This window comes from Paraburkholderia bengalensis (assembly GCF_037126505.1).
Taxonomy (GTDB): domain Bacteria; phylum Pseudomonadota; class Gammaproteobacteria; order Burkholderiales; family Burkholderiaceae; genus Paraburkholderia; species Paraburkholderia bengalensis.
The window spans coordinates 16,055-40,047 of the sequence record NZ_JACFYJ010000025.1 but is presented as its reverse complement, the minus strand read 5'-3'; the positions used below and the strand labels follow the sequence as shown (position 1 = coordinate 40,047).

Annotated in this window: 22 protein-coding genes and 2 pseudogenes; 9 read left to right on the top strand and 15 right to left on the bottom strand. The window is 64.9% G+C overall.

Annotation, left to right across the window (positions count from 1 at the left end):
• Positions 1–7: 7 nt before the first annotated feature.
• From glmU to H3V53_RS16945, 4 genes and pseudogenes are all read right to left on the bottom strand, one after another.
• A pseudogene (glmU, locus tag H3V53_RS16960) lies at positions 8–1,368 on the bottom strand (bifunctional UDP-N-acetylglucosamine diphosphorylase/glucosamine-1-phosphate N-acetyltransferase GlmU).
• A gap of 132 nt (positions 1,369–1,500) precedes the next feature.
• Positions 1,501–2,517: a tRNA 2-thiocytidine(32) synthetase TtcA gene (gene ttcA / locus H3V53_RS16955; protein ID WP_336598934.1), complete on the bottom strand. Its 1,017-nt coding sequence runs from the start codon at positions 2,515–2,517 to the stop codon at positions 1,501–1,503.
• 3 nt (positions 2,518–2,520) lie between these two features.
• On the bottom strand, positions 2,521–2,916 hold the full coding sequence (locus tag H3V53_RS16950) for a dihydroneopterin aldolase (RefSeq protein WP_054918426.1): 396 nt from the start codon (positions 2,914–2,916) through the stop codon (positions 2,521–2,523).
• Between the two features lie 107 nt (positions 2,917–3,023).
• On the bottom strand, positions 3,024–3,872 hold the full coding sequence (locus H3V53_RS16945) for an SDR family oxidoreductase (RefSeq protein ID WP_336598933.1): 849 nt from the start codon (positions 3,870–3,872) through the stop codon (positions 3,024–3,026).
• Positions 3,873–3,885: 13 nt separating this feature from the next.
• Here H3V53_RS16945 and H3V53_RS16940 point away from each other — a divergent pair, with 13 nt between their 5' ends.
• Together H3V53_RS16940 and H3V53_RS16935 are read left to right on the top strand one after the other, a co-directional pair.
• Complete coding sequence (locus H3V53_RS16940) at positions 3,886–5,079, top strand: class I SAM-dependent methyltransferase (RefSeq protein WP_336598932.1); 1,194 nt, start codon at positions 3,886–3,888, stop codon at positions 5,077–5,079.
• Positions 5,080–5,095: 16 nt separating this feature from the next.
• Positions 5,096–5,290, top strand: coding sequence for a DUF2905 family protein (locus tag H3V53_RS16935; protein WP_054918404.1), 195 nt, complete (start codon positions 5,096–5,098; stop codon positions 5,288–5,290).
• 1 nt (position 5,291) lies between these two features.
• Here H3V53_RS16935 and H3V53_RS16930 read toward each other — a convergent pair whose 3' ends face one another.
• From H3V53_RS16930 to H3V53_RS16915, 4 genes are all read right to left on the bottom strand, one after another.
• Positions 5,292–6,545: a multifunctional CCA addition/repair protein gene (locus tag H3V53_RS16930; protein ID WP_336598931.1), complete on the bottom strand. Its 1,254-nt coding sequence runs from the start codon at positions 6,543–6,545 to the stop codon at positions 5,292–5,294.
• Entirely contained in the window at positions 6,542–7,189 is a 648-nt protein-coding gene (locus tag H3V53_RS16925; protein WP_336598930.1) for a glutathione S-transferase family protein, read from the bottom strand. The genes H3V53_RS16930 and H3V53_RS16925 overlap by 4 nt, the downstream gene beginning before the upstream one ends.
• A gap of 31 nt (positions 7,190–7,220) precedes the next feature.
• Complete coding sequence (locus H3V53_RS16920) at positions 7,221–8,177, bottom strand: complex I NDUFA9 subunit family protein (protein WP_336598929.1); 957 nt, start codon at positions 8,175–8,177, stop codon at positions 7,221–7,223.
• A gap of 102 nt (positions 8,178–8,279) precedes the next feature.
• Complete coding sequence (locus tag H3V53_RS16915; RefSeq protein ID WP_054918397.1) at positions 8,280–10,253, bottom strand: transglycosylase SLT domain-containing protein; 1,974 nt, start codon at positions 10,251–10,253, stop codon at positions 8,280–8,282.
• Positions 10,254–10,284: 31 nt separating this feature from the next.
• Here H3V53_RS16915 and H3V53_RS16910 point away from each other — a divergent pair, with 31 nt between their 5' ends.
• Positions 10,285–10,890, top strand: a complete 606-nt coding sequence (locus tag H3V53_RS16910; RefSeq protein ID WP_419539509.1) for a 5-formyltetrahydrofolate cyclo-ligase — start codon at positions 10,285–10,287, stop codon at positions 10,888–10,890.
• On the opposite strand, the gene H3V53_RS16905 is transcribed toward H3V53_RS16910, so the two are convergent.
• On the bottom strand, positions 10,891–11,403 hold the full coding sequence (locus tag H3V53_RS16905) for a winged helix DNA-binding protein (RefSeq protein WP_054918396.1): 513 nt from the start codon (positions 11,401–11,403) through the stop codon (positions 10,891–10,893). It abuts the gene before it with no gap.
• Positions 11,404–11,607: 204 nt separating this feature from the next.
• Here H3V53_RS16905 and pxpB point away from each other — a divergent pair.
• From pxpB to H3V53_RS16875, 6 genes and pseudogenes are all read left to right on the top strand, one after another.
• A pseudogene (pxpB, locus tag H3V53_RS16900) lies at positions 11,608–12,262 on the top strand (5-oxoprolinase subunit PxpB).
• Positions 12,259–13,311, top strand: a complete 1,053-nt coding sequence (locus H3V53_RS16895) for a 5-oxoprolinase subunit C family protein (RefSeq protein ID WP_336598928.1) — start codon at positions 12,259–12,261, stop codon at positions 13,309–13,311. The pseudogene pxpB and the gene H3V53_RS16895 overlap by 4 nt, the downstream one beginning before the upstream one ends.
• A 17-nt stretch (positions 13,312–13,328) precedes the next feature.
• Positions 13,329–14,081 (top strand): 5-oxoprolinase subunit PxpA, encoded by a 753-nt coding sequence (gene pxpA, locus H3V53_RS16890; protein ID WP_336598927.1) that lies wholly within the window; start codon positions 13,329–13,331, stop codon positions 14,079–14,081.
• A 322-nt stretch (positions 14,082–14,403) separates the two neighbouring features.
• Positions 14,404–15,183 carry a DUF969 domain-containing protein gene (locus H3V53_RS16885; RefSeq protein ID WP_336598926.1) on the top strand — a complete coding sequence of 260 codons (780 nt, stop codon included), beginning with the start codon at positions 14,404–14,406 and terminating at the stop codon, positions 15,181–15,183.
• A complete protein-coding gene (locus tag H3V53_RS16880; RefSeq protein ID WP_336598925.1) occupies positions 15,180–16,136 on the top strand; it encodes a DUF979 domain-containing protein in 957 nt (318 codons plus the stop codon). The genes H3V53_RS16885 and H3V53_RS16880 overlap by 4 nt, the downstream gene beginning before the upstream one ends.
• Before the next feature lie 212 nt (positions 16,137–16,348).
• A complete protein-coding gene (locus tag H3V53_RS16875) occupies positions 16,349–16,951 on the top strand; it encodes a tetratricopeptide repeat protein (protein WP_336598924.1) in 603 nt (200 codons plus the stop codon).
• An 8-nt stretch (positions 16,952–16,959) separates the two neighbouring features.
• On the opposite strand, the gene H3V53_RS16870 is transcribed toward H3V53_RS16875, so the two are convergent.
• The 6 genes from H3V53_RS16870 to H3V53_RS16845 form a co-directional block, all read right to left on the bottom strand.
• Positions 16,960–18,165 (bottom strand): TraB/GumN family protein, encoded by a 1,206-nt coding sequence (locus H3V53_RS16870; protein ID WP_336598923.1) that lies wholly within the window; start codon positions 18,163–18,165, stop codon positions 16,960–16,962.
• Entirely contained in the window at positions 18,158–19,183 is a 1,026-nt protein-coding gene (locus H3V53_RS16865; RefSeq protein ID WP_054918386.1) for a dipeptide ABC transporter ATP-binding protein, read from the bottom strand. Before H3V53_RS16865 ends, H3V53_RS16870 begins: the two co-directional genes overlap by 8 nt.
• On the bottom strand, positions 19,180–20,184 hold the full coding sequence (locus H3V53_RS16860) for an oligopeptide/dipeptide ABC transporter ATP-binding protein (RefSeq protein ID WP_054918385.1): 1,005 nt from the start codon (positions 20,182–20,184) through the stop codon (positions 19,180–19,182). Before H3V53_RS16860 ends, H3V53_RS16865 begins: the two co-directional genes overlap by 4 nt.
• Position 20,185: 1 nt before the next feature.
• A complete protein-coding gene (locus tag H3V53_RS16855) occupies positions 20,186–21,103 on the bottom strand; it encodes an ABC transporter permease subunit (RefSeq protein WP_054918383.1) in 918 nt (305 codons plus the stop codon).
• 10 nt (positions 21,104–21,113) lie between these two features.
• On the bottom strand, positions 21,114–22,127 hold the full coding sequence (locus H3V53_RS16850; RefSeq protein WP_054918382.1) for an ABC transporter permease subunit: 1,014 nt from the start codon (positions 22,125–22,127) through the stop codon (positions 21,114–21,116).
• Positions 22,128–22,281: 154 nt separating this feature from the next.
• On the bottom strand, positions 22,282–23,913 hold the full coding sequence (locus tag H3V53_RS16845) for an ABC transporter substrate-binding protein (RefSeq protein ID WP_336598922.1): 1,632 nt from the start codon (positions 23,911–23,913) through the stop codon (positions 22,282–22,284).
• Positions 23,914–23,993 lie beyond the last annotated feature (80 nt).

The window sequence follows — 23,993 nt, the reverse complement described above, 5'->3', positions numbered from 1 at the left end:
GGCTGCCTCAGCTTTTCTTTTTGGTCGGGCGCACGTAACCCGTCTTGCCCACCTGGGTCTTTTCGTTGAGCACGAGCCGCCCTTCTTCGACGTCTTTCCACACCGTCGTGCCCGCCGCGATCGTCGCGCCGCGGCCGACGCGCACGGGCGCCACCAGTTGCGTGTCCGAGCCGACAAAGACGTCGTCTTCGATGATCGTGCGGAACTTGTTCGCGCCGTCGTAGTTGCAGGTAATCGTACCCGCGCCGATATTCACGCGCGCGCCGACATCGGAGTCGCCGATATACGACAGGTGGTTCGCCTTCGAGCCGTGGCCGAGCACCGCGTTCTTCACTTCGACGAAATTGCCGACGTGTGTTTCGTCAGCGAGCGTCGCGCCCGGACGCAGCCGCGCATAGGGCCCAAGCACGGCCTGCGCGCCGACCTGCGCGCCTTCGATATGCGTGAACGCGTCGACGCGCGTGCCCGCGCCGATCGTCGCGTTGCGGATCACGCAGTTCGGCCCGATGGAGACGTTGTCGGCGAGCGTCACCTTGCCTTCGAACACGCAGTTCACGTCGATCGATACGTCGCGGCCGCATTCGAGCGAGCCGCGCACGTCGATACGCGCCGGATCGGCGATCGTCACGCCCGCGACCAGCAACGCGTCGGCGACATTGTGCTGATGAATGCGCTCGAGTTCCGCGAGCTGCTGCTTGCTGTTCACGCCGAGCGTTTCCCATTCTTGATCGGGCTGCGCGGTGACGATGTCGATGCCCGCTTCGATTGCGCGCTCGACCACGTCGGTGAGGTAGAACTCGCCCTGCGAATTGTCGTTCTTCAGCGAAGACAGCCAGCCGTCTAGACGCTTCGTCGGCATCACGACGATTCCCGTATTGATCTCGGCGATCCGCTGCTGCTCGGGCGTCGCGTCCTTCTGCTCGACGATGCGCTCGACCTTGCCGCCCGTGCTGCGCACGATCCGGCCGTAGCCCGTCGGGTCGTCGAGCGTCACGGTCAGCACGCCGTAGCCGTCGCGGCCGGCGGCGTCCGTCAGGCGCTTGAGCGTGCTCGAGCGGGTGAGCGGCACGTCGCCGTACAGCACGAGCGTCGCGCCGACGGTTCGAGCAGCGGCAGCGCCTGCTGCACCGCATGGCCCGTGCCGAGCTGCTGTTCCTGCAGCGCGAATTGCACATCGGGCGCCGCGACGGCCGCGCGCACCTGCTCCGCGCCATGACCGACCACGACGACCAGACGCGCAGGATCCAGCGTGCGTGCAGTATCGATGACATGAGCGAGGAGCGGCCGGCCGGCCAAGGGATGAAGCACTTTCGGCAATGCGGAGCGCATGCGCTTTCCGGTGCCTGCCGCCAGAATCACGATATTCATGACGTGGGCGTATTCGACGAGTTTGGAGTGGGCGATTCTAGCATGTTGAACGTGGCGGCTACGTGGCCCAGCGAACGGTCAAACCCCCGCAAGCGTATGTTTTAAAAGGCTTTGCGGGGATCTGACGAGGTGTCAAAGATCGTCGAATTGCACGAAGGAGATCGTTTGCGATGCCGCGGACATGCCGCTGGGCGCGGAATCGGTCGAACACGGCTCCTCGTCGAAAGCGATATCGCCTTGCGGATCGGCCTCGCCCGTCGCGCGCAGACCCGCGAACGGAAACAGCGTGTGATCCATCAGATGCGACGGCACGACGTTCGACAATGCGTTGAACATGTTGTCGACGCGCCCCGGAAAACGCTTGTCCCATTCGCGGATCAGCGCCTTCATTTCCGCGCGCTTCAGGTTCGGCTGGCTGCCGCACAGGTTGCATGGAATGATCGGGAATTCGCGCAACTCCGCGTATTTCTCGAGATCGGTTTCCTTCACGTACGCGAGCGGACGAATCACGACGTTCTTGCCGTCGTCGGATTGCAGCTTGGGCGGCATGCCCTTCAGCTTGCCGCCGTAGAACAGGTTCAGCAGCAGCGTCTGCAGGATGTCGTCGCGATGATGCCCAAGCGCGATCTTGGTCGCGCCGAGTTCGCCCGCCACGCGATACAGAATGCCGCGCCGCAGCCGCGAGCACAGCGAGCACGTGGTCTTGCCCTCGGGCACGAGGCGCTTGACGATGCTGTACGTATCCTGATTCTCGATGTGAAACGGAATGTCGAGCTTGCTCAGGTACTCGGGCAGCACGTGCTCGGGAAAGCCCGGCTGCTTCTGGTCGAGATTCACGGCAACGATGTCAAAGTGGATCGGGGCGCGCTCGCGCAGGCGCATCAGCACGTCGAGCATCGCGTAGCTGTCCTTGCCGCCCGACAGGCACACCATCACCTTGTCGCCCTGCTCGATCATGTTGTAGTCGCCGATGGCCTGGCCGACCTGGCGCGCGAGGCGCTTGAACAGCTTGTTGTTCTCGTACTGCTCTTTCTGCTCGCGGCGCGTGTGCGCGCGCTTGCGCTCGGCTTCGCTTGCGGCCGCGGTTGCCGTCGCGTCGACAACGGGCGCGTTCGCTTCGACGCCCGTCAGGGTTTCGGGAGCGTTCATCGCTCAGTCCTCTTTGATATGGAACACCTCGACGCCCACGGCATCGCAGTCCGGATAAACGTCGGGCTTTTCCGTCGACAGACGCACGGCGCGCACGTTCGGATGCGCGAGCAACGCTTTCGCGAGGTCGTCGCAGAGCGTTTCCTGCAGATGGATATGCCCCTGGCTCACGCGCGCGCCGATCGTCGAGCGCATGAAGTCGTAATCGACGACTTCGCGCAGCTTGTCTTCGACGGGCGTGGACAGCGTGAGCGGCACGAACAGTTCGACGTTGATCACCACGCGCTGCTCGCCGCGCTTTTCGAAGTCGTGCACGCCGATATTGATGTACACCTCGTAATTGCGCAGAAAGAGCCGGCGGCAATCGGCGAGCCGGGGATGAAGCAGAGCGGCAGACATGTTCGTTCCAGTACAAAGTTTGCGCGCGGTTTCACACGCAGTTGCAAATGGGGCACGCTCGCGGCGCGTTTCGGCGCACGCCTCGCAGCGCACCGGCAGCCGGTCGGCTAGCGATCGGCGCCCGTCAAAAACATCACGTCGCGCGGCAGCGGCACGAGATGCTGGCCACCGTCGACGACCAGCGTCGTGCCCGTTACACCGCGCGCGTCGGCCAGATACAGCGCCGCCGCCACGAGATCCTCGACGCGCGACGCGCGGCCGAGCGGCGTCACCTTGTGCGCGGCCGTGAAGCTTGCCGGCGTCTGGTCGCCCGATTGCAGCGTCAGGCCCGGCGCGAGGCCGACCACGCGCACCTTCGGCGCCAGCGCCTGCGCCAGCGCGACGGTCGCCGTGCCGAGCGCGGCCTTCGACAACGTGTACGACAGGTAATCCGGATTCATGTTGTACAGCTTCTGATCAAGCACGTTGATCACCGCGCCGCGCAGCGATTCGTCGTGCACGGCCGCCTCGGGCGTCGCGGCGTGCAGCATCCGCGCCAGCACCAGCGGTGCGCCGACGTTGATCGACGTCAGGCGCAGCAGCTTCGCGTAACCGACGTCGAGCGCGGTGTCCTCGTCGAACAGCGACGCATTGTTCACGATGCACGACGGCCGCCCGAGCGCCGCGATGCAATCGGGCACGAGCCGCTCGACTTGCGCCTCGACGGACAAATCCGCCTTCAGCGCGACGGCTCGCCGCCCCAACGCGGCGATTTCGGCGACGACATCGTCCGCCTGCGCCTTCGACGCGCCGTAGTGCACGGCCACGTCCCAGCCCGCCGCGGCAAAGCCCACGGCCAGCCCGCGGCCGATCCGGTGCGCGGCGCCCGTGACCAGCACCGTCCGTGCTGACGCTGCAGACCGGGCGGACGGGGCAGACCGCGCGCCGGCGGCGGAAGTATCGTTCGAGGCGCTCATTTACAATGCAGGGATGAATCCGAAAGCTCATCAACCCGATAGTTTACCTGCTCCCGGCCCGACCGCGCTCGCGCAGTCGGAAGCGCTGGTTTCGCAGATTCGCGCGGAGATCGCGGCGAACGGCGGCTGGATACCGTTCGATCGCTACATGGAGCGCGCGTTGTACGCACCGGGACTGGGCTACTACGGCGGCGGCGCCATCAAGTTCGGCCGACGCGCGGAGGATGGCAGCGACTTCGTCACGGCGCCCGAGCTGTCGCCGCTTTTCGCGGAAACGCTTGCTCGGCCGATCGGGCAGGCGCTGGAGATGAGCGGCACGCGTCACGTGATGGAATTCGGCGCGGGCACGGGCAAGCTGGCTTCCGGGCTGCTGAATGCGCTCGCGCAACGCGGCGCGCAGTTCGACACGTATTCGATCGTCGATCTGTCGGGCGAATTGCGCGAGCGTCAGCGCGAAACGATCGAAGCGCTGGCGCCCGGCATGGCCGCGCGCGTGCGCTGGCTCGACGCGCTGCCTGAATCGTTCGAAGGCGTCGTGATCGGCAATGAAGTGCTCGACGCCATGCCCGTGCGGCTTTTCGCGCGCAGCGGCGGACAGTGGCACGAGCGCGGTGTCGCTTTGCAGAACGGCGCGCTGGGTTTCGAGGATCGCGCGGTCGCGTCGGAGCGCGATGCCGCCTTCCTGCGCGGGCTGGAAATAGAAGGCGACGGCGACTACGTGACGGAGACGCACGAAGCCGCGCTCGCCTTCACGCGCACCGTCTGCGCGATGCTCGGGCGCGGCGCGGCGCTATTGATCGACTATGGCTTTCCGCGCCACGAGTACTATCACGCGCAGCGCGCGCAGGGCACGCTGATGTGCCACTACCGCCACCGCGCCCACGGCGATCCGTTTCTTTATCCGGGCTTGCAGGACATCACCGCGCACGTCGAATTCACGGGTATCGCCGAAGCAGGCGTCGATGCGGGCGCGGATCTGCTTGGTTACACGTCGCAGGCGCGCTTTCTGATGAATGCGGGCATCACGGACGTGCTCAGTTCGATCGATCCTTCCGACATTCCGAACTTTCTGCCCGCCGCCAACGCCGTGCAGAAGCTGCTGTCGGAAGCCGAGATGGGAGAGCTGTTCAAGGTGATCGCGTTTTCGCGCGGCATCGACGGCACGCTCGACGCATTCTCGCGCGGCGACCGCTCGCACACGCTCTAAGTTCGAGGCTCACACGATGATCCGCTGGCTGCTCACCACGTTCATCGCCGTCGCGGTGCTGTCGTCGTGCTGGCCGTGGCTGCGCAAGCTCGGGATCGGCAGGATGCCGGGCGATGTCACGTTGCGGCTGTTCGGAAAGGAATATCCGTTCCCGTTCATGTCGACGCTGGTGCTGTCGATGCTGCTGTCGCTGATCGCCCGGCTGCTCTAGTTCACGCTTCTTGCGAAGGCGCTTCGTTCAGCGCCTTCGCGACCGCCCGCACGCGCTCGCGATGCACGGCGTCCTTGATCTTCGCCGGTTCGTTTTCATAGGCCTTCGCGACCGTGCCGGCATCGACGGCACGCGCCGCGACGAGCGCCACGCGCAACCGTTCGGCCTGCGGATACGCGCGCGCCTCGAAGCCGAGACGGCCGCGCGCATCGGACTCGCACGCCTGCAACGCTTCAGCGAAACGCGCGGGCTTGCGCAACGCGTCGCAGCGCTCGAACAGACGCACGATGCCCGCCGCCTTCGTCTCCATCACGCGATGGATGTTGCCGTGCTCGCGCGCGACCAGCAGTGCGAGATCGCGGCACTCGTTCGGCACGCGCAGGCGCTCGCACAGCGGCTTGAGCAGATCGACGCTGCGTCCTTCATGGCCGATATGGCGCGGCAATACATCTTCAGGCGTGGTCGCCTTGCCGAGATCGTGCGTGAGCGCGGCAAAACGCACGCTGAGCGCATAGTTTTGCGCGGCCGCGTGATCGACGACCATCATCACGTGCACGCCCGTGTCCACTTCCGGGTGATAGTCGGCGCGCTGCGGTACGCCGTACAGCGCATCGATTTCCGGCAGGATGCGCGCGAGCGCGCCGCATTCGCGCAGCACCTGGAACGCCCGCGACGGCTTTCTCTCCATCAGCCCGCGCGACACTTCCTGCCACACGCGCTCGGGCACCAGCGCATCGACTTCGCCCGCTTCAATCATCTTGCGCATCAGCGCCATCGTTTCGGGCGCGACGGTGAAATCGGTGAAGCGGGCAGAGAAACGCGCGACGCGCAGAATGCGCACGGGGTCTTCGAGGAAGGCATCGCTGACGTGACGGAACACGCGATTTTTCAGATCGGTCTGGCCGTCGAACGGATCGATCACCGGGCCGATCAGGTCGCCGTCGGGCGTCACTTCGCGCGCCATCGCGTTGACGGTGAGATCGCGCCGCGCGAGGTCTTCTTCGAGCGTGACGTCGGGCGCGTAGAAGAACTGGAAGCCGTGATAACCCGCCGACGTCTTGCGCTCCGTGCGGGCGAGCGCGTACTCCTCGTGCGTGTCGGGGTGCAGGAAAACGGGGAAGTCCTTGCCGACCGGGCGAAAGCCCTTCGCGATCATCTGCTCGGGCGTCGCGCCGACCACCACGTAATCGCGGTCCTGCACGGGCATGCCGAGCAATTCATCGCGGATCGCGCCGCCGACTGCGTAGATATTCATGCGCAGACGTCGTACTTGGCGATGTCGTGACCTTCGCGCAACGCATCGCTGATCCACGCGGCGACGGCCGGCTGTTCCGTCACGCGGCGCGCGTAAGCCGCCGCCGCTTCCGACAACGTCGGCTGCCACGTGTTGAAGCGCATCACGACGGGCGCGTACATCGCATCCGCAATAGTGAAGTCGCCGAACAGAAACGGTCCGCCCGACAACTCCAGGCACTCGCACCACATCGCGTCGATGCGCGCGACGTCGGCGAGCGTGCCGGGCGTCGCGCCCTTGCCCGGAAACTTCGCGCGGATGTTCATCCACATGTTGTTGCGCAGGTCGCCGAAACCCGAATGCATCTCGGCGCTGATGCTGCGCGCACGGCCGCGCGCCTTCGCGTCGAGCGGCCACATGGCGTGCTGCGCAAAGCGCTCGGCGAGCGTCTCGCAGATCGCGAGCGAGTCCCACACGGTGACGCCGTCGTCGGCGATCAGGCACGGCACCTTGCCCGATGGCGAATGCGCGAGGATCGACGCTCTGGTCTGTTCTTCGGCAAGCGGAATCACGACTTCTTCGAACGGAATGCCGAAGTGCTTCAGCACGAGCCATGGCCGCATCGACCACGACGAATAGTTCTTGTCACCGATAACGAGTTTCATGCGTCTTCATGGAGTAAGTGGGACGGAAAACCTAGCGGCCCGCGCTCGCGCGGAACGCGTTGAAGCGCGAGCGGAATGATGAGCCCGTCAGGTACACGGGGGCAATCGTTTCGATGCTGGCGGGCTCGATGTCGAGCTCGGGCGCGAGCGGCGCGCTCAGCACGGCGTCGACTTTCATCGAGTCGAGATTGTCACGCGACAGCACGGGCGTGCCGGGCGCCATCTCGAACGACATTGCCTGCAGCCGCGCGAGCGAATCCGGCAGCCGGATGATGCGCGCGTGCTTGCCGATCACATCGCCGCAATACTCGACGAGCGCCTGGAGCGTATAGACGGAAGGGCCGCCAAGCTCATAGGTGCGGCCCGTTGACGCATCGAGATCGAGCACGTTGACGATCGCCTTCGCGACATCGCCGACGAAGATCGGCTGAAAGCGCGCATCGGCCTTCGCGAGCGGAATCACGGGGAACATGCGCTGGAGGAATGCGAACTTGTTGAGAAGCTGGTCCTCGGGACCGAAGACCACGGACGGCCGAAAGATGGTCGACGCCAGTATCGACGACGCATGCACCGCGCGCTCGCCGTCGCCCTTCGAGCGCAGATACATGCTCGGGCCGCGCGGATCGGCGCCGATCGCGCTCATATGGATCAGCCGGTGCACGCCTTTGCCTTCGCACGCGGAAACGATCTTGGTAGGCAGCTCGACGTGCGCTTTGGCGAACTCGGGGCCATAAGGATCGCTGCGATGACCGTGCAGCACGCCGACGAGATTGATCACGGCGTCCGCGCCCTCGACGAAGCGCGCAAGCTGGATGGGATCGAACACATCCATTTCGACTACGTCGATGGGAAGCAGCGTCAGGTGCCGCGCGTGATAGCGCCGGCGAGTGGCAAGACGCACCGTCTTGCCCGCTTCGACGAGCGCATTGACGAGATGACTGCCGATGAAACCTGAACCGCCGACGATTGCGATGGTTTGATGTCGCATTTTTCGACTCCCTGATGGAAGCCGCGGCAACGGCTGAGGTCGGGCGCCGCCGCCTGCGTGACGTGTCAGTGACGTGTCACGCGGCGACGGCCAGGCGCATCGTTACTGCAACGGCTGGATGTAACCCAGACGCGCCTTCAGCGATTGCGGACGGCCTTCGAACAACGCCGCATAGTAGACCGTGTTGGACAGCACGTTCTTGACGTAGTCGCGCGTTTCCTGGAACGGAATGGCTTCCGCGAAAATCGCGCCTTCGACGCCGCGCGGCAACGTCGCGCGCCAGTTGCGCGGACGGCCCGGACCTGCGTTGTAGCCCGCCGTCGCCAGCACGGCGGACCCGTCGAATTCATTGTAGATCATCGACAAATAGTTCGTTCCGAGCAGGATGTTCGTGTTGATGTCGTTCATCTGCGCGCGCGAAATCGTGCCGAGGCCGATCTTCTTCGCGACCAGTTGCGCCGTGCCCGGCATCAGCTGCATCAGGCCGCTCGCGCCGACTTCGGAGCGTGCGTTCATGATGAAGCGCGATTCCTGACGGATCAGACCATACGCCCATTCGACGTCGAGCCCGTTCGACTGCGAGTCGCGCTCGACGATATCGCGGAACGGCGACAGGAAACGCAGCGAGAAATCGTGCTCTGTCTTTGTGCGGTCGGCCGTGTTCACCGCGCGGTCGTACAACTCGATCCGGCGCGCGTACTCGGCGGCCGCGATCAGCTGGCGGTCCGTCATGCTGCGCAGCGGCCAGTTCCACTCGCGGTTGCCTTCCAGTCGCAGATTCAGCTGATAAAACTTCTGCGCAAGCGCGAAGCCCGGCGTGTTGCCTGCCGCTTCGACTTCGGCGTCGGTGACTTGCGTCTTCGGCGGCACGACGATTTTCTGGCCGAGTTCTTCGGCCGCGAGCTGGCCGTAAAAGTTGAAGTTCTGCGCGATCGACTCGAATTCCTGGTTCGCCGTGGTCACGTCGCCCGCGGCCTTGAGCGCGCGTGCGTGCCAGTAGACCCACGAAGGCTGGCTGCGCAGTGAAGGCGGCATCTGCTCGATCGACCAGCGCACCATCGTCCAGTCGCCGGCGACGAGCGCGACGCGCGTGCGCCATTCGTAAGCGGGCGTGGACAGCGGCGCATTCGCCGACAGACGGAACCAGTCGACCGCGCCCGGCATCTGCTTCGAAGCCGCCTGGTAGGCGATCGTGCCCCAGCCGATCGCGCGCTCGGGCGAGGTCAGCGACGGCGCGACAGAGCCGAAAGTGGCCGCGGCCATGGCGGGATCATTGCGCGCCATGCGCGTGATCGCGAGCAGCGCGAGCTGATGCGATTGCGGATCGGCGCCGACGCCGCGCGCGAGCAAGAGCGGCGGCGTGGTCGCGGCCTGGTCGAACAGCGTGGGATCGGGCCGGTTGTTGCCGAGCGCGTCGAGCAGCTTCGAACCCGTGTTCGTCTGGTTCTGTTCGTATGCGAGGCGGATCTGCTGCCAGACGTCGTCGGTCGTGAACTGCTGGTTGATGGCAAGCGTGGTGATCAGGTCGACACAACCGTCGCCGTAGTTGCGCGGATCGACGAGCAACGCGCGCGCCGCATCGACGACGTTCTCACCCTTCGCGGCGCGCGATTCGAGCGCGTAGCACTTCACTTGCGTGTCGTCGTTCAGCACGAAGCGCGCGTATTGCTGGTCGAAGTTGCGCCAGTCGTGACGCGCGCCGAGCACGACGAGGTAGTCGTTGCGCATGCGGTCGGCGATGGCCTGGCCGTCGTAGCGCTGCAGGAACGACAGCACGGGCGCGTCGGGTGCGTCGATGCGCGGATGGCCCGAGCCGTCGAACAGTTGCGGCTTCAGCTGGAAATATTCCAGATACGAAGGCGCCGGGTAATCGGGAATCATCGCCGCCAGTTGCGCGGCGCGGCCTGCGTCGTTATTGCGCGCTGCTTCGCGCAACTGCACGAAAACCTGGTCGTCGTTGGTGAGGGGGGAAAGCGGGAGCGGCTTGACGGCGGAGGCCGTGCCGCACGCGACGAGTGCCGCTGCGGCGAGCGCCAGACTGGCCGCGCGATATACTCGGAAAAGGCGTTTGGACATCGTTATTTCTAGAGCGTTTCTGGAGCGCGAATTGAACTCAAGCATAGCATGCAACCCCGGCGCGAAATCGAAAAAGGAACTGCGTACAACACTGCTGGAAGCACGTCTGCATGCGGCTCGCGACGAAATTCGCAACGACGCGCTAAGCCGTCGCGTACTGGATGCGTTAACGGTCTTTGCGCCCGCAAGTGTAGGGTTGTATTGGCCTTTGTCGGGTGAGTTCGACATCCGCGCTGCCGTCACGCTCTGGCTTGCATCCGATGCGTCCCGCCGCGCGAGTCTGCCCGTCATCACGGGCCGCGAGCAGCCGCTCGAATTTCACGTGTGGACGCCCGACATGCCGATGCAGCTCGGCGCGCATCGCATTCATGAACCGACGTCGGGCGAAGCGATCACGCCCGACCTGCTGTTCGTGCCGTGCGTCGGATTTGACGAGGCGAGGTATCGGCTCGGTTATGGCGGCGGGTATTACGACCGCACGCTTGCCGCTTTTCGCGCGGCGGGCAAGCTGCCCGTGACCGTCGGCGTTGCGTATGAAGCGTGCCGTACAGATGCGCTGCATCGCGAAGCGCACGACATTCCGCTCGACGCTGTGATTACCGATGCCGCGTGGTATCGGGGAACAGCAAACGAATAACTACAACGAAGCCGCCGCGCGCGCAGCGGTGTCGTAAATACCGGAAGCGTTGCGCATCAGTTGCGCCGCTTCACCGATCTGCTCGTTCGTCAGTCCGCTTTCCTTCAGCGTCGCGATCAGACAGTTCTCGCGCACCTCGCGATACTTCATGCACAGCTCGCGCCCCGCGGGCGTCGCGGAAAAGAACACTTCCTTGCCGGTCTTTTCGCTTTTTACATACCCTCTAGCTACGAGCTTCTTGAGCGCGTAGGTCGCGACGTGCGTGTCCTCGATGTTCAGCACGAAGCAGATATCGGCGATTTTCTTGCGCCGCTCGCGGTGGCTCACATGATGCAGCAGCGAAACCTCGATCGCCGTCATGTCCTTGTCGCCCGCCGCCGCCATGCAGCGAACCATCCAGCGGTTGAACGCGTTGCTCGCCATGATCAGCCCGTATTCGAGTTCGGATAACTCCGCACTGAAGTCGGAGACCAGATGTTCCGATGACACGATTTTGGTCGGATGACGAGCCATGATTTTTCTATCGAGCGTGATGGTTGTGCGAAGTGTACGACGTCCACTCTGCCCGGGCGAGCCTGGGGACATCGCTTATTGATAAATTGTCGATATTTTATTGAGAATGTACGCTAGCGTTTTCCTCGAGAAGCCGGCGTGCATCGTCAGACGGAATCTGCTGTATCTCTACCCAAACCAGGATTTCACGACCGAGACCCCGCGATGACTGAACCCCGCATCTTTCCGTTCGGCGATACCGCGCTCGTCTGCGAGGCGCCGCCGCCTGCCACGATCGACTGCCAGCGCCGCGTGTGGGCGGCCGCGCAGGCCGCGCGCGACTGGCCGCACGTGCTCGAAGTGGTGCCCGGCATGAATAATCTGACGGTGATCTTCGATCCGCTCGCGGCCGATCCCGACGATCTGCAGGCGAAGCTCAAGTCCGCGTGGGACAGCGCAGGCAGCGCACCCGGCGCGAGCCGCGAAGTGGAGGTTCCGGTGCAGTACGGCGGCGAGTACGGCCCCGATCTCAAGGCCGTGGCCGACCACACGGGCATGTCGGTGAAGGAAGTCGTCGAGCGCCATGCGGGCGGCGACTACATCGTGTTCTTTCTCGGCTTCCAGCCGGGCTTCGCGTACATGGGGGGGGCTCGAAGACGCGCTGCACACGCCGCGTCGCGCCGAACCGCGGCTCGAAGTGCCCGCCGGCTCGGTCGGCATCGGCGGCGCGCAGACGGGCATCTATCCCGCCACGTCGCCAGGCGGCTGGCAGCTGATCGGCCGCACCGCGCTCAGACTGTTCGACCCTGCGCGCAATCCGCCCACCCTTTTGCAACCGGGCGATCGCGTCCGCTTCACCATCGCGGGGCTGCACGCATGATCGACGTCATTCGCGCGGGTCTGTTGACCACGATCCAGGACCTCGGCCGACACGGCCACCGGCATCTCGGCGTCGCGATGGGCGGCGCGCTCGATCGCCTGTCGCTCGAAGTCGGCAACCGGCTGGTCGGCAACCGGCCCGACGCCGCCGGACTCGAAATCACCTTCGGCCCGACCGTGCTGCGCTTTCTGCGCCCGACGCGCGTCGCGATCACGGGCACCGAATTCGGCGCAACGCTAGACGGCAAGCCCGTGTACTCGTGGTGGAGCCTGCCCGTGCAGGCGGGCCAGGAACTGACGCTGAACGCGGCCAAGCGCGGCATGCGCGGCTACGTGTGCATCGCGGGCGGCATCGACGTATTGCCGATGCTCGGCTCGCGCAGCACCGATCTGCAGGCGGGCTTCGGCGGTCTGGGCGGGCGCGCGCTGCGCGACGGCGACCGGCTGCCCGTCGGTGCGCCGCGCGCGGGCGCGGGTTCCGGCTTTTCGCCCGATGCGCCCGAGTTCGGCGTGAAAGCGCCCGCGTGGTGCAAGTTCGTGCTCGTCGACGAGCCGGTGCGGCGCGGGCGTCATCCGTCGGGTGTCGCGTGGGCGCCGCCCATCCGCGTGCTGCCGGGCCCCGAGTACGACAGCTTCACCGCCGACGCGCAACAGGCGTTCTGGAACGACGAATGGCTCGTCACGCCGAACAGCAACCGCATGGGCTACCGGCTCTCGGGCACCGCGCTGACGCGCACGCACAAGAGCGATCTGCTGTCGCACGCGGTGATGCCCGGCACGATCCAGGTGCCGCCCAACGGCCAACCGATCATCCTGATGAGCGACGCGCAGACCACGGGCGGCTATCCGAAGATCGGCGCGGTGATTCACGCGGACTTGTGGAAGCTCGCGCAGGTGCGCCTGAACGGCGCGGTGCGCTTCATTCCGACCACGCCTTACGAAGCGCGCCAGGCGCTGATCGAAGAGCGCAAGTATTTGCGGCAGATCGATGCCGCCATCGCCATGCATGAAGAACGCTGCGCGCGGCTCGCGGCGCCCGCAGCGGTGTAACACCCAACGAGGACATCATGGAAATCGATTTGAACGCCGATCTCGGCGAAGGCTGCGGCTCCGACGAGGCGCTGCTCGATCTCGTCAGCTCGGCGAACATCGCGTGCGGCTGGCATGCGGGCGGTCCGAACGCGATGCGCGAATGCGTGCGCTGGGCGGTGCAGAAAGGCGTGTCGATTGGCGCGCATCCGAGCTTCAACGACCCGGAAAACTTCGGCCGCAAGGAAATGGATCTGCCCGCCGAAGAAATCTACGCGGGCGTGCTGTATCAGCTCGGCGCGCTGTCGGCGATCGCGCAGGCGGAGGGCGGGCGCATCGCGCACGTGAAGCCGCACGGCGCGCTTTACAACCAGGCCGCGCGCGACGCGAAGATCGCCGATGCCATCGTCTCCGCCGTGCACGACTTCGACCCGTCCGTGGCCGTGTTCGCGCTCGCCAACAGCGGGCTCGTGACAGCTGCGCACAACGCGGGGCTCGTCGCCATCGAAGAAGTGTTCGCCGATCGCGGCTATCGCGCGGACGGCTCGCTCGTGCCGCGCAAGGAGCCGGGCGCGCTGCTCGAAGACGAAGACGAAGTGCTCGAACGCACGCTGGCGATGGTGCGCGAGCAGCGCGTGAAAGCCGTCAGCGGCGAATGGGTGCCGCTCAACGCGCAGACCATCTGCCTGCATGGCGACGGCCCGCATGCGCTCGCGTTCGCGCGGCGCATCCGTCAGGCACTCGAAGACGCCGGGATTGGCGTGCATGCGGCGAATGCGGCGCGTGCGTGATCCGCGCGCGGTCGTAGCGTCGTCGGATGAACGTGTTTGCGCCCCGCTCTTCGCGGGGCGTTTGCCAGAAAAGCCACAACACGGGTTGCCAAACGATTTTTGAAGCCTGAGAAGTTCGGCAGCAGCGCGCAGTACCAGGTAGTAGCAAGCAGCAAATAGCAGCAAAAAGCAGCAGCAACGACAGGGAAGCACGCGCCAGGCGGCCGCTCAAGAGCCGCACCGCAAGCGAGGGAAAAGCACGGGCCTGAACACCAGACCCGACATGACTAAAGTTCGCCGCCAAGAGCGGTGTCCCAATGCAGGACCACCTCTGGAGATCTAGATGCAGTCAACCGTCAACCTATGGCCGCTGATCGGAGTCGCGGTCATCATCGCCGGATTCTTATTGCGCTTCAATCCGATGCTGATCGTGGCGGCCGCCGCCGTCGTCACGGCGATCGCCGCGCATTTTCCGCCCGACAAGATCCTTGCCGCCATCGGCAGCGGCTTCATCAAGACGCGCAATATTCCCCTCATCATCCTCTTGCCGCTCGCGGTGATCGGCCTGCTGGAACGGCACGGGCTGCGCGAACGCGCGCAGACCTGGATCGCCGGCATCAAGGCGGCCACGGCTGGACGTCTGCTGATCGTCTATCTGCTGGTGCGCGAGCTGACGGCGGCCGTCGGCCTGACGGGTCTCGGCGGCCATCCGCAGATGGTGCGTCCGCTGATCGCGCCGATGGCCGAAGGCGCGACGGAAACGCGCTTCGGCAAGCTCAGCGACGCCGTGCGCTACAAGCTGCGCGCGTTCTCGGCGGCCACCGACAACGTGGGCCTGTTCTTCGGCGAGGACATCTTCGTCGCGTTCGGCGCGATCGTGCTGATGGTCACGTTCCTGAAGGAAGCGGGCATCACCGTCGAGCCGATTCACGTCGCTGTGTGGGGCATTCCGACAGCGATCTGCGCGTTCCTGATTCACGGCTTCCGGCTCTGGCTGCTCGATCGCAAGCTGGAGCGCGAACTGCGCGGCAACGCCGCCGCGCAAGCCGCGGCGAACCTCGACAAGAACAACACCGCGACCGCCAAGCCCGCGACGCAATCGGCAACGGGAGACCAGGCATGACACTCACCATCAACTATCTGTTCTGGCTGCTCGGCATCGTGCTGCTGGTGATCGGCGGCATGATCGTCACGGATCGCGACCATCCCCGCCGCTTCACGGCGGGCGGCTTCTGGATCATCTACGCAGTGATCTTTCTGATCGGCGACAAGCTGCCCGTCGAACTGGTCGGCGCGCTCGTCATCGCGATGGCGCTGATCGCGGGTTTCGGCGGCGTAACGGCGGGCAAACCGAAGGTGCTCTCCGAAGCCACGCGCAAGGCAAGCGCCGCGCGCCTTCGCAACAAGCTGTTCGTGCCCGCGCTGACGATCCCCGTCGTCACGGTGATCATCACGCTGTCGGCGAGTCATCTGGTGTTCGGCGGCACGCCGCTCATCGAGCAGAAGAACGTCACGCTGATCGGCTTCGGCATCGGCTGCGTGATCGCGCTCGCGTTTGCCTGCGTGATGACGCGCGACACCGTCGGCCAGTCGATGAAGGAAGCCCGGCGGCTCGTCGATGCGCTGTCGTGGGCGGCCGTGCTGCCGCAGATGCTCGGCATGCTCGGCCTCGTGTTCTCGGACGCAGGCGTCGGCAAGGCCGTCGCGCACGTGACCACCGCCTATATCAGCCTCGACTACCGGCTGATCGCGGTGGCCGTCTACTGCATCGGCATGGCGCTCTTCACGATGGTGATGGGCAACGGCTTCGCGGCGTTCCCCGTGATGACGGGCGGCGTCGGCGTGCCGATTCTCGTCAACGTGTTTCATGGCAACCCGGCCGTGATGGTCGCGATCGGCATGTTCTCCGGCTACTGCGGCACGCTGATGACGCCGATGGCCGCGAACTTCAACATGGTGCCCGCCGCGCTGCTCGAACTGCCCGACAAGAACGCGGTGATCAAGGTGCAGATTCCGACGGCGCTCACGCTGCTGGTGGTGAACATCTTCCTGCTGAATTTCCTGATGTTCCTGTAGCGCGAAGCCTGCGGGCGCTCGCCGCGATCCTTTCCAGGATAAGCGAGCCGCCCGCACGACGCGATCCTAAAGGCGCGCAGCGCTTTTTAGGATGCATCTGATAGTTCGATGAAAGCCCCGGACCTAACCTGTGACCGTTGCATCGTTCACGTTCACGGTCCGGCGCCGCCACGGTGTGCGCCGGCTCTTTCGAGAGTCTGGAGAGCATCGCCATGCAAGCGCAATCCGCCGCCGCTTCACGTTCTTCCGCAGTCCACCTGTTTCCCGTCACGCTCGCATTCGCGCTCGAAGCGCATCGCGCGTTCCGCTTTGCCGAAGCCGAAACGCTGTACCAGGAAGCGCTCGACCTGTGCCCGCACCACCCGGACGCGCTGCACTACTACGGCGTGCTGCTGCATCAGCGCGGCCAGCATGCGCAGGCGCTCGACTACATCGATCTTTCGCTGGAACTCGAGCCGGACAACGCGGAAGGCTGGAACGACCGCGGCTTCGTCGCCGATGTGCTCGGCGAGCATGCCACGGCGTTGCGCTGCTACCGCGTGTCGCTGGCGCTCGATCCGCGTTCGCCCGATGCGCACAACAACATCGCCGTCGCGCTCGAAGGCGCGGGACGGCCCGGCGAAGCGGTGCATCACTACCGCGAGGCGCTGAAGCTCGCCCCCACGCTTGCTGACGTGCATCTGAATCTCGGCAGCGCGCTCGATCGTCTGATGCGTTTCGACGACGCCGACGAGCACTATCGCGCGGTGCTGTCGCTGAATGCGCGCACGGCGAATGTGTGTCTGAAGTCCCGCAGGACGCGCAAAGCGGCGTAACCGGAAACTCAATACGGCTCGACGACGAAACCCCGTTGCCGCAGCAGTTGCAGCACACCTTTCTGCCCGCCCAGATGCAGCGCGCCGATCGCGACGAAAATGGGCTTGTTCGGCGCGGCGATCTGCATCATCCGGTTGACGAAGCGCCGGTTGCGATCGAACACGATCTTGTTGTCGATCTGTGCGGAAACGCGCTTGTCGCGCGCGAGCTTTTCCGACTTCGCCGCTTCCCATGCGGCAATCGCATCGGCATCGCCGACGCGCCAGAGCCGGTGCAAGGTCTGCACGTCGGCGACATTTTCGGCGGGCGTCTGCACGAGATCCTGCGCGAGCATTTCGCGCTGTTGCGCGAGCGACAAGCCCGTGAACGCGCGCATCTGCTCGCCGAGCGTCTCCAGTCCGACAATCTTCCCCTTCTGCTTCAGGTACACGTTCTGCAACTGCGCTTCCGTGCCGTATTCCGTTTGCAGACCGGCGCTGAGCGAATCGTAGGTCTCGACCAGTAGCGCGGCGAGCCACGGGCGCATCTTTCTGATTTCGACGAGCGCGGCGGGATTGTCGCGCAGACGCATCGACAGCTTGTGCCACAAAGGCTCCGGCAGCAGCTTCGGCAGGCATTGGTACGCGCACACGCCGTACTTCGAGACGTCGTCCTGCGAGACGAGCAGATCGTCGGGCGACAGTTCGAGCGCTAGAGTAGGCGATGCGGCAAGCGCGCCGAGAATCGGCGGGCGAAACGGCTGGTTCGGCGGATAGTCGTTCGGGTCGCCGACATGCAGCGTGCCGAGCAGATAGATCGTGGTCTTGCCGCGCGTCGCGACGTAGAACGGCATGCGCGCCGGCTGCGTGCGCACGGGGCCGCTGGCCGTCGTGCCGCTCGCGAACGAGGGCGGCGGGTTGAAACCGGGCAGCGTCGTGCGAGGCTGCGACGGAGCGCGCGGCGCGGGAACGGCCGGGCGTCCCGCCTGGTTGGCCTGCCCGGCCTGAGCGGGCGTGTTCGCCGCGGCGCCTGCAGCGTGCGCCGGGGCGACGACATCGAATGAATGGGTGGCGCCTTGCAGCACGCAGTGCGCCGCCACGGCGAGCGCCGCGCCCGTCAAAAAGCGCATGACCCGCCGATGTGACAACCTGAAGCGCGCGCCGTCCGCCTGCCTCGCAGACGAACGACGCGCGTGACGGCGCGCAACACCACGCGCCGCCACCGCATCATGCATTCGTGTCGTCTCCCACCTCTTCGGCGCGGTGACACGACACCTGGCGGCCATCCACTTCGCGCAGCTTCGGCTCTTCCTTGCGGCAACGCTCGATCGCATACGGGCAGCGCTGATGGAACGTGCAGCCCGACGGAGGATTGAGCGGCGAAGGCATTTCGCCTTGCAGCTTGATCTGGATGCGGCGGTCGGCTTCGAAGATCGACGGTGTGGCCGACATCAGCGCGCGCGTGTACGGATGACGCGGCTTGCTGAAGATGCGCTTCTTGTCGCCGAGTTCCGCGACGCCGCCGAAGTACATCACCATCACGTCGTCGGCGATGTGCTCGACCACCGACAGGTTGTGCGAGATGAACACGTAGCTCGTCTTGAACTCGTCCTGCAGGTCCATGAACAGGTTCAGGATCTGCGCCTGGATCGACACGTCGAGCGCGGAGACCGGCTCGTCGGCGACGACGATCTGCGGATCGAGAATCATCGCGCGCGCGATCGCCACACGCTGACGCTGGCCGCCCGAGAACATATGCGGATAACGCTTCGCGTGTTCGGGCCGCAAGCCGACCGTGCGCATCATGTGCGCGATGCGCTCGCCGCGCTCGCTCGCGCTCAGTTGCGTGTTGATCGCGAGCGGCTCGCCGAGCGTCTGCTCGACGGTCTTGCGCGGATTCAGCGAAGCAAACGGGTTCTGGAACACCATCTGCACGCGCCGGCGCAATTGCGCGATCTTCTCGTGGCTTGCACCCGCCACGTCTTCGCCGTCGATCAGCAGACGCCCTGATGACGGCGATTCGATCATCGTCAGCTGGCGCGCGAGCGTCGACTTGCCGCAGCCGGACTCGCCGACCACCGCGAGCGTCTTGCCGCGCTCCAGATGAAACGACACGCCGTTCAGCGCCTTCACCGTGCCGTGGCCGAACATGCCGCGCTTCACGTCGTAGTAGCGCGCGAGGTTGTCGGCGACCAGCACGTGGTCGTTCGCGGTGCTGCCAGCGGAGCGCCGCGTTTCGGGTACTGCATTCATCGTGCGCCTCCGTGGTGAATGGCATCGCGAACCAGGTTCAGCGGCTTGATGCAGCGAACCTGGGCGGCGGGATCATGATCGGCGAGCGGCGCGAGCGCCGGCCGCGCCTTGTTGCAATCGTCGACGACGTACTTGCAGCGCGGCGCGAACAGACAGCCTTTGGGGCGATCGTCGCGGCCCGGCACCATGCCCGGCAGCGCCGACAGACGTACCGCGCCGACGTTGTGCTCGGGAATGGCCGCGAGCAGCGCTTCCGTGTACGGATGATGCGGCGCGGTGAAGATATCGGGCACGCGGTTCGTCTCGATCACTTCGCCCGCGTACATCACGGCCACGCGCTGCGCGACTTCCGACACCACGGCGAGATCGTGCGAAATCAGCACGAGCGCCATGCCGCGATCCTTCTGCAACTGCACCAGCAGTTGCATGATCTGCGCCTGGATGGTCACGTCGAGCGCGGTCGTCGGCTCGTCGGCGATCAGCAGCTTCGGGTTGCACGCCACCGCCATCGCGATCATCACGCGCTGGTTCATGCCGCCCGACATCTGGTGCGGGAACGTGTTGATGCGGTTTTTCGCGTCGGGGATGCCGACCTGATCGAGCAGTTCGAGCGCGCGTTTGTTAAGCGCGTCGCCCTTCAGCCCTTCGTGCAGCTTCAGCACTTCCTTGATCTGATAGCCGACCGTGTAGCTCGGGTTCAGGCTCGTGAGCGCATCCTGGAACACCATCGCCACGTCTTTGCCGATGATCTTGCGACGCTCTTTCGGCGACGCGTTCAGCAGGTCTTTGCCGTCGAACGTGACTTCGTCGGCGGTGACCTTGCCGGGTGCGTCGATGAGGCCCATCAGCGCCATCATCGTCACGCTCTTGCCCGAGCCCGATTCGCCGACGACGCCGACCACTTCGCCCGGCGCCACGTTCAGGTTGATTCGATCGACGGCGGGCAGGCCGCTGAAGTTGACCGCGAGATTGCGGATCGTCAAAAGATTTCCGTTGCTCATGTCAGGCCAACCGTTTGAGTTTCGGGTCGAGTGCGTCGCGCAGCCCGTCGCCGAGCAGATTGATTGCGAGCACCGAGATCAGGATGGCGAGACCAGGCATCGTGACGATCCACCATGCGCTGTCGATGTAATCGCGTGCCGACGCGAGCATCGCGCCCCACTCCGCCGAAGGCGGCTGCACGCCGAGACCGAGGAAGCCGAGCGCGGCGGCATCGAGAATCGCCGACGAAAAGCCGAGCGTGGCCTGCACGATCAGCGGCGCCGTGCAGTTGGGCAGCACCTGCGAGAACATCAGGCGCGCCGTGCCCGCACCCGCGACGCGCGAGGCCATCACGTATTCCTTGTGCAACTCGCCGAGCGCCGACGCGCGCGTCAGACGCACATAACCCGGCAGCGCGACGATCGCGATAGCCAGCATCGTGTTCACGAGACCGGGACCGATGATCGCCACCACGGCCACCGCGAGCAGCAGCGACGGCAGCGCGAGCAGCACGTCCATGACGCGCATGATCGGCGTGTCGGCCCACTTCTCGAAGAACGCGGCGATCAGGCCGAGCACGACGCCGGGAATCAGCGCGAGGATCACGGAGACGAAGCCGATCCAGAACGACAGGCGCGCGCCGTACATCAGACGCGAGAGGATGTCGCGGCCCGCTTCGTCGGTGCCGAGGATGAACTTCCAGTTGCCGCCGTCGAGCCATGCGGGCGGAATCTTCACGGAGTCGCGGTACTGCTCGATGGGGCTGTGCGGCGCGATCAGCGGCGCGAAGATCGCCACGAAGATCAGGACCAGCACGATGATGCCCGCGCCGACGGCGCCACGGTTGCGCGAGAAGTTGGACCAGAATTCGCGGGCGGCCAAAGCTCGCCCGCTGGGCGGCGTGACCGCCTGGGGGACTGTGTTTTGAATGTCTGCCACGGTATTTACCTCATCTCGTATGGCGAATGCGCGGGTTCAACACGCCGTACAACAGATCGACGACGAGGTTCACTACGATCACAAGCGTTGCGATCATCAGGATACCGCCCTGCACGACGGGATAGTCGCGCCGGCCGATCGCATCGATCAGCCATTTGCCGATGCCCGGCCACGAGAACAGCGTCTCCGTCAGCACGGCGCCCGCAAGCAGCGTACCGACTTGCAGACCGATCACGGTGACCACGGGAATCAGCGCGTTGCGCAGCGCATGCACAACGATCACGCGGCCCGGCGACAAGCCCTTCGCGCGCGCCGTGCGGATGTAATCCTCGCGCAGCACTTCGAGCATCGACGAACGCGTCATCCGCGCGACGACCGCGAGCGGAATCGTGCCGAGCACGATCGCGGGCAGGATCAGGTGCGACAGCGCCGAGCGGAACGAGCCCTCGTCCGTGCCGGGCAGCAGCGAGTCGATCAGCAGGAAGCCGGTGACGTGCGGAATGTCGTACTCGACGGCGATGCGGCCCGACACGGGCGTCCAGCCGAGCTTCGCCGAGAAGAACATGATGAGGATCAAGCCCCACCAGAAGATCGGCATCGAGTAGCCGGTCAGCGCCGTGCCCATCACGCCGTGGTCGATCACGGAACCGCGCCGCAGCGCAGCGAACACGCCCGCCGGCAATCCGACGATCAATGCGAACAGCATTGCGCAGATCGACAGTTCGACGGTGGCGGGGAAACGGGCCAGGAATTCGCCCATCACGCTGGTGTTGGTGATGATCGACGTGCCGAGGTTCCCCTGCAGCGCATGACCGACGTAATGGAGATACTGGATGGGCAGCGGCTCGTCGAGCCCGAGGCGGTGCATCGCGGCTGCGTGCATGGCCGGGTCGACGCCGCGCTCGCCCATCATCACTTCGATGGGGTCGCCCGGGATCAGGTGAATGAGCGCGAACGCGAGGATCGTGATACCGATGAAAGTCGGTATGACCATCCCGATGCGGCGCAAAACGAATCGGAACATGGTTCGTCCCTTAGGTCTTGATGAAAAAAACGCAACCGGCGACGAGGGCTCGTGACCCCGGTCGCCGGACCATTTCGACCAGTCTTCTAACCGAACGAAAAGCGTACTGCGTATGTGATGCAGTGGGCAACGAAGCCCACCGGAATCGCGAGATTTACTTCACGCTCACGCCGTCGAAACGTGCGTAGCCGAGCGGCTCGATGCGCATGTCGACGACCTTCTTGCTGACGGGCTGATAGACCGTCGAGTGAGCGATCGGCGAGAACGGCAGCTGCTGCGCGAAAATCTGTTGCGCCTGCACGTAAGCCTTCGTGCGGTCAGCCTGCGCGGTCGTTTCGCGGCCCTTCTGGACCAGCTCGTCGAACGGCTTGTAGCACCACTTCGAGAAGTTGTTGCCGTTCACCGCGTCGCAGCCGAGCAGCGTGCCGAGCCAGTTGTCCGGGTCGCCGTTGTCGCCCGTCCAGCCGATCAGCATCGTGTCGTCTTCGCCCGCGTGCGCGCGCTTGATGTACTCACCCCATTCGTACGTGACGATCTTCGCCTTCACGCCGATCTTGGCCCAGTCGGCCTGGATCATTTCGGCCATCAGCTTGCCGTTCGGGTTGTACGCGCGCTGCACGGGCATCGCCCACAGCGTGATGTCGAAACCGTTCGGGAAGCCGGCCTTGGCGAGCAGCGCCTTCGCCTTTTCCGGATCGTAGCCCGGCATCTTCAGGTTCTTGTCGTACGACCATTGCGTGGGCGGCATCGGGTTCGTCGCGGCCTGGCCTGCGCCTTGATACACCGAGTCGATGATCGCCTTCTTGTTGATCGCCATGTCGAGCGCCTGACGCACTTCGAGCTTGTCGACGGGCTTGTGCGACACGTTGTACGCCAGATAGCCCAGGTTGAAGCCCGGCTGCGACGGCATGTCGATGTTCGAGTCGGCCTTCAGCGGCGCGATGTCGGCGGGACGCGGATAGCTCATCACCTGGCATTCGCCTGCCTTCAGCTTCTGCACGCGCACGCCGGCATCCGGCGTGATCGAGAAGATCAGCTTCGAGATCTTGACGGTGTTCGGCTTCCAGTAGTCTGGGTTGCCGTCGAAACGGATCGTCGCGTCCTTCGTGTAGCTGCGGAAGATGAACGGGCCCGTGCCCACCGGCTTCTGGTTGATGTCTGCGGCATTGCCCGACTTCAGCAGCGAATCCGCATATTCAGCCGACAGGATCGACGCGTATTCCATCGCCACGTTCTGGATGAACGGCGCGTTGACTTCCTTCAGCGTGAACTTGACCGTGTACGGGTCGATTTTTTCGACCTTGTCGATCAGCTTGTCGAGGCCCATGTCGGTGAAGTACGGGAACTGCACCGGGTATGCCTTGCGGAACGGTTGGTTCGTATCCAGCATGCGCTGGAACGTGAACACGACGTCGTCCGCGTCGAATTCGCGCGTCGGCTTGAACCAGGACGTGGTGTGGAACTTGACGCCGTGGCGCAGATGGAACGTGTACGTCTTGCCGTCCGGCGAGACTTCCCACTTCTCTGCGAGGCCCGGCTCGACCTTCGTGCCGCCGCGTTCGAATTCGACGAGGCGGTTGTAAACGGTAAACGTGTTGGCGGTGAAATCCACGCCCGTGGTGTACTGCGCCGGATCAAAGCCCGCGGGACTGCCTTCCGAGCAGTAAACGAGGGTTTTGTTCGGGATATCGGCGGCGTTCGCCAGTTGGGTCCCCGCCATCGATGCCGCTGCCGTCGCGGCCAGCATCGTGAGCCGTGCCGCGCGCAACAGTTTGTTTTGCTTCATGTTTCCTCCAGGTTCGGCGCCGGTAAAAATCAGCGTAGCGCGATATTACTGACTCTTGCCAGGGGCCGCAATCGGAGGAA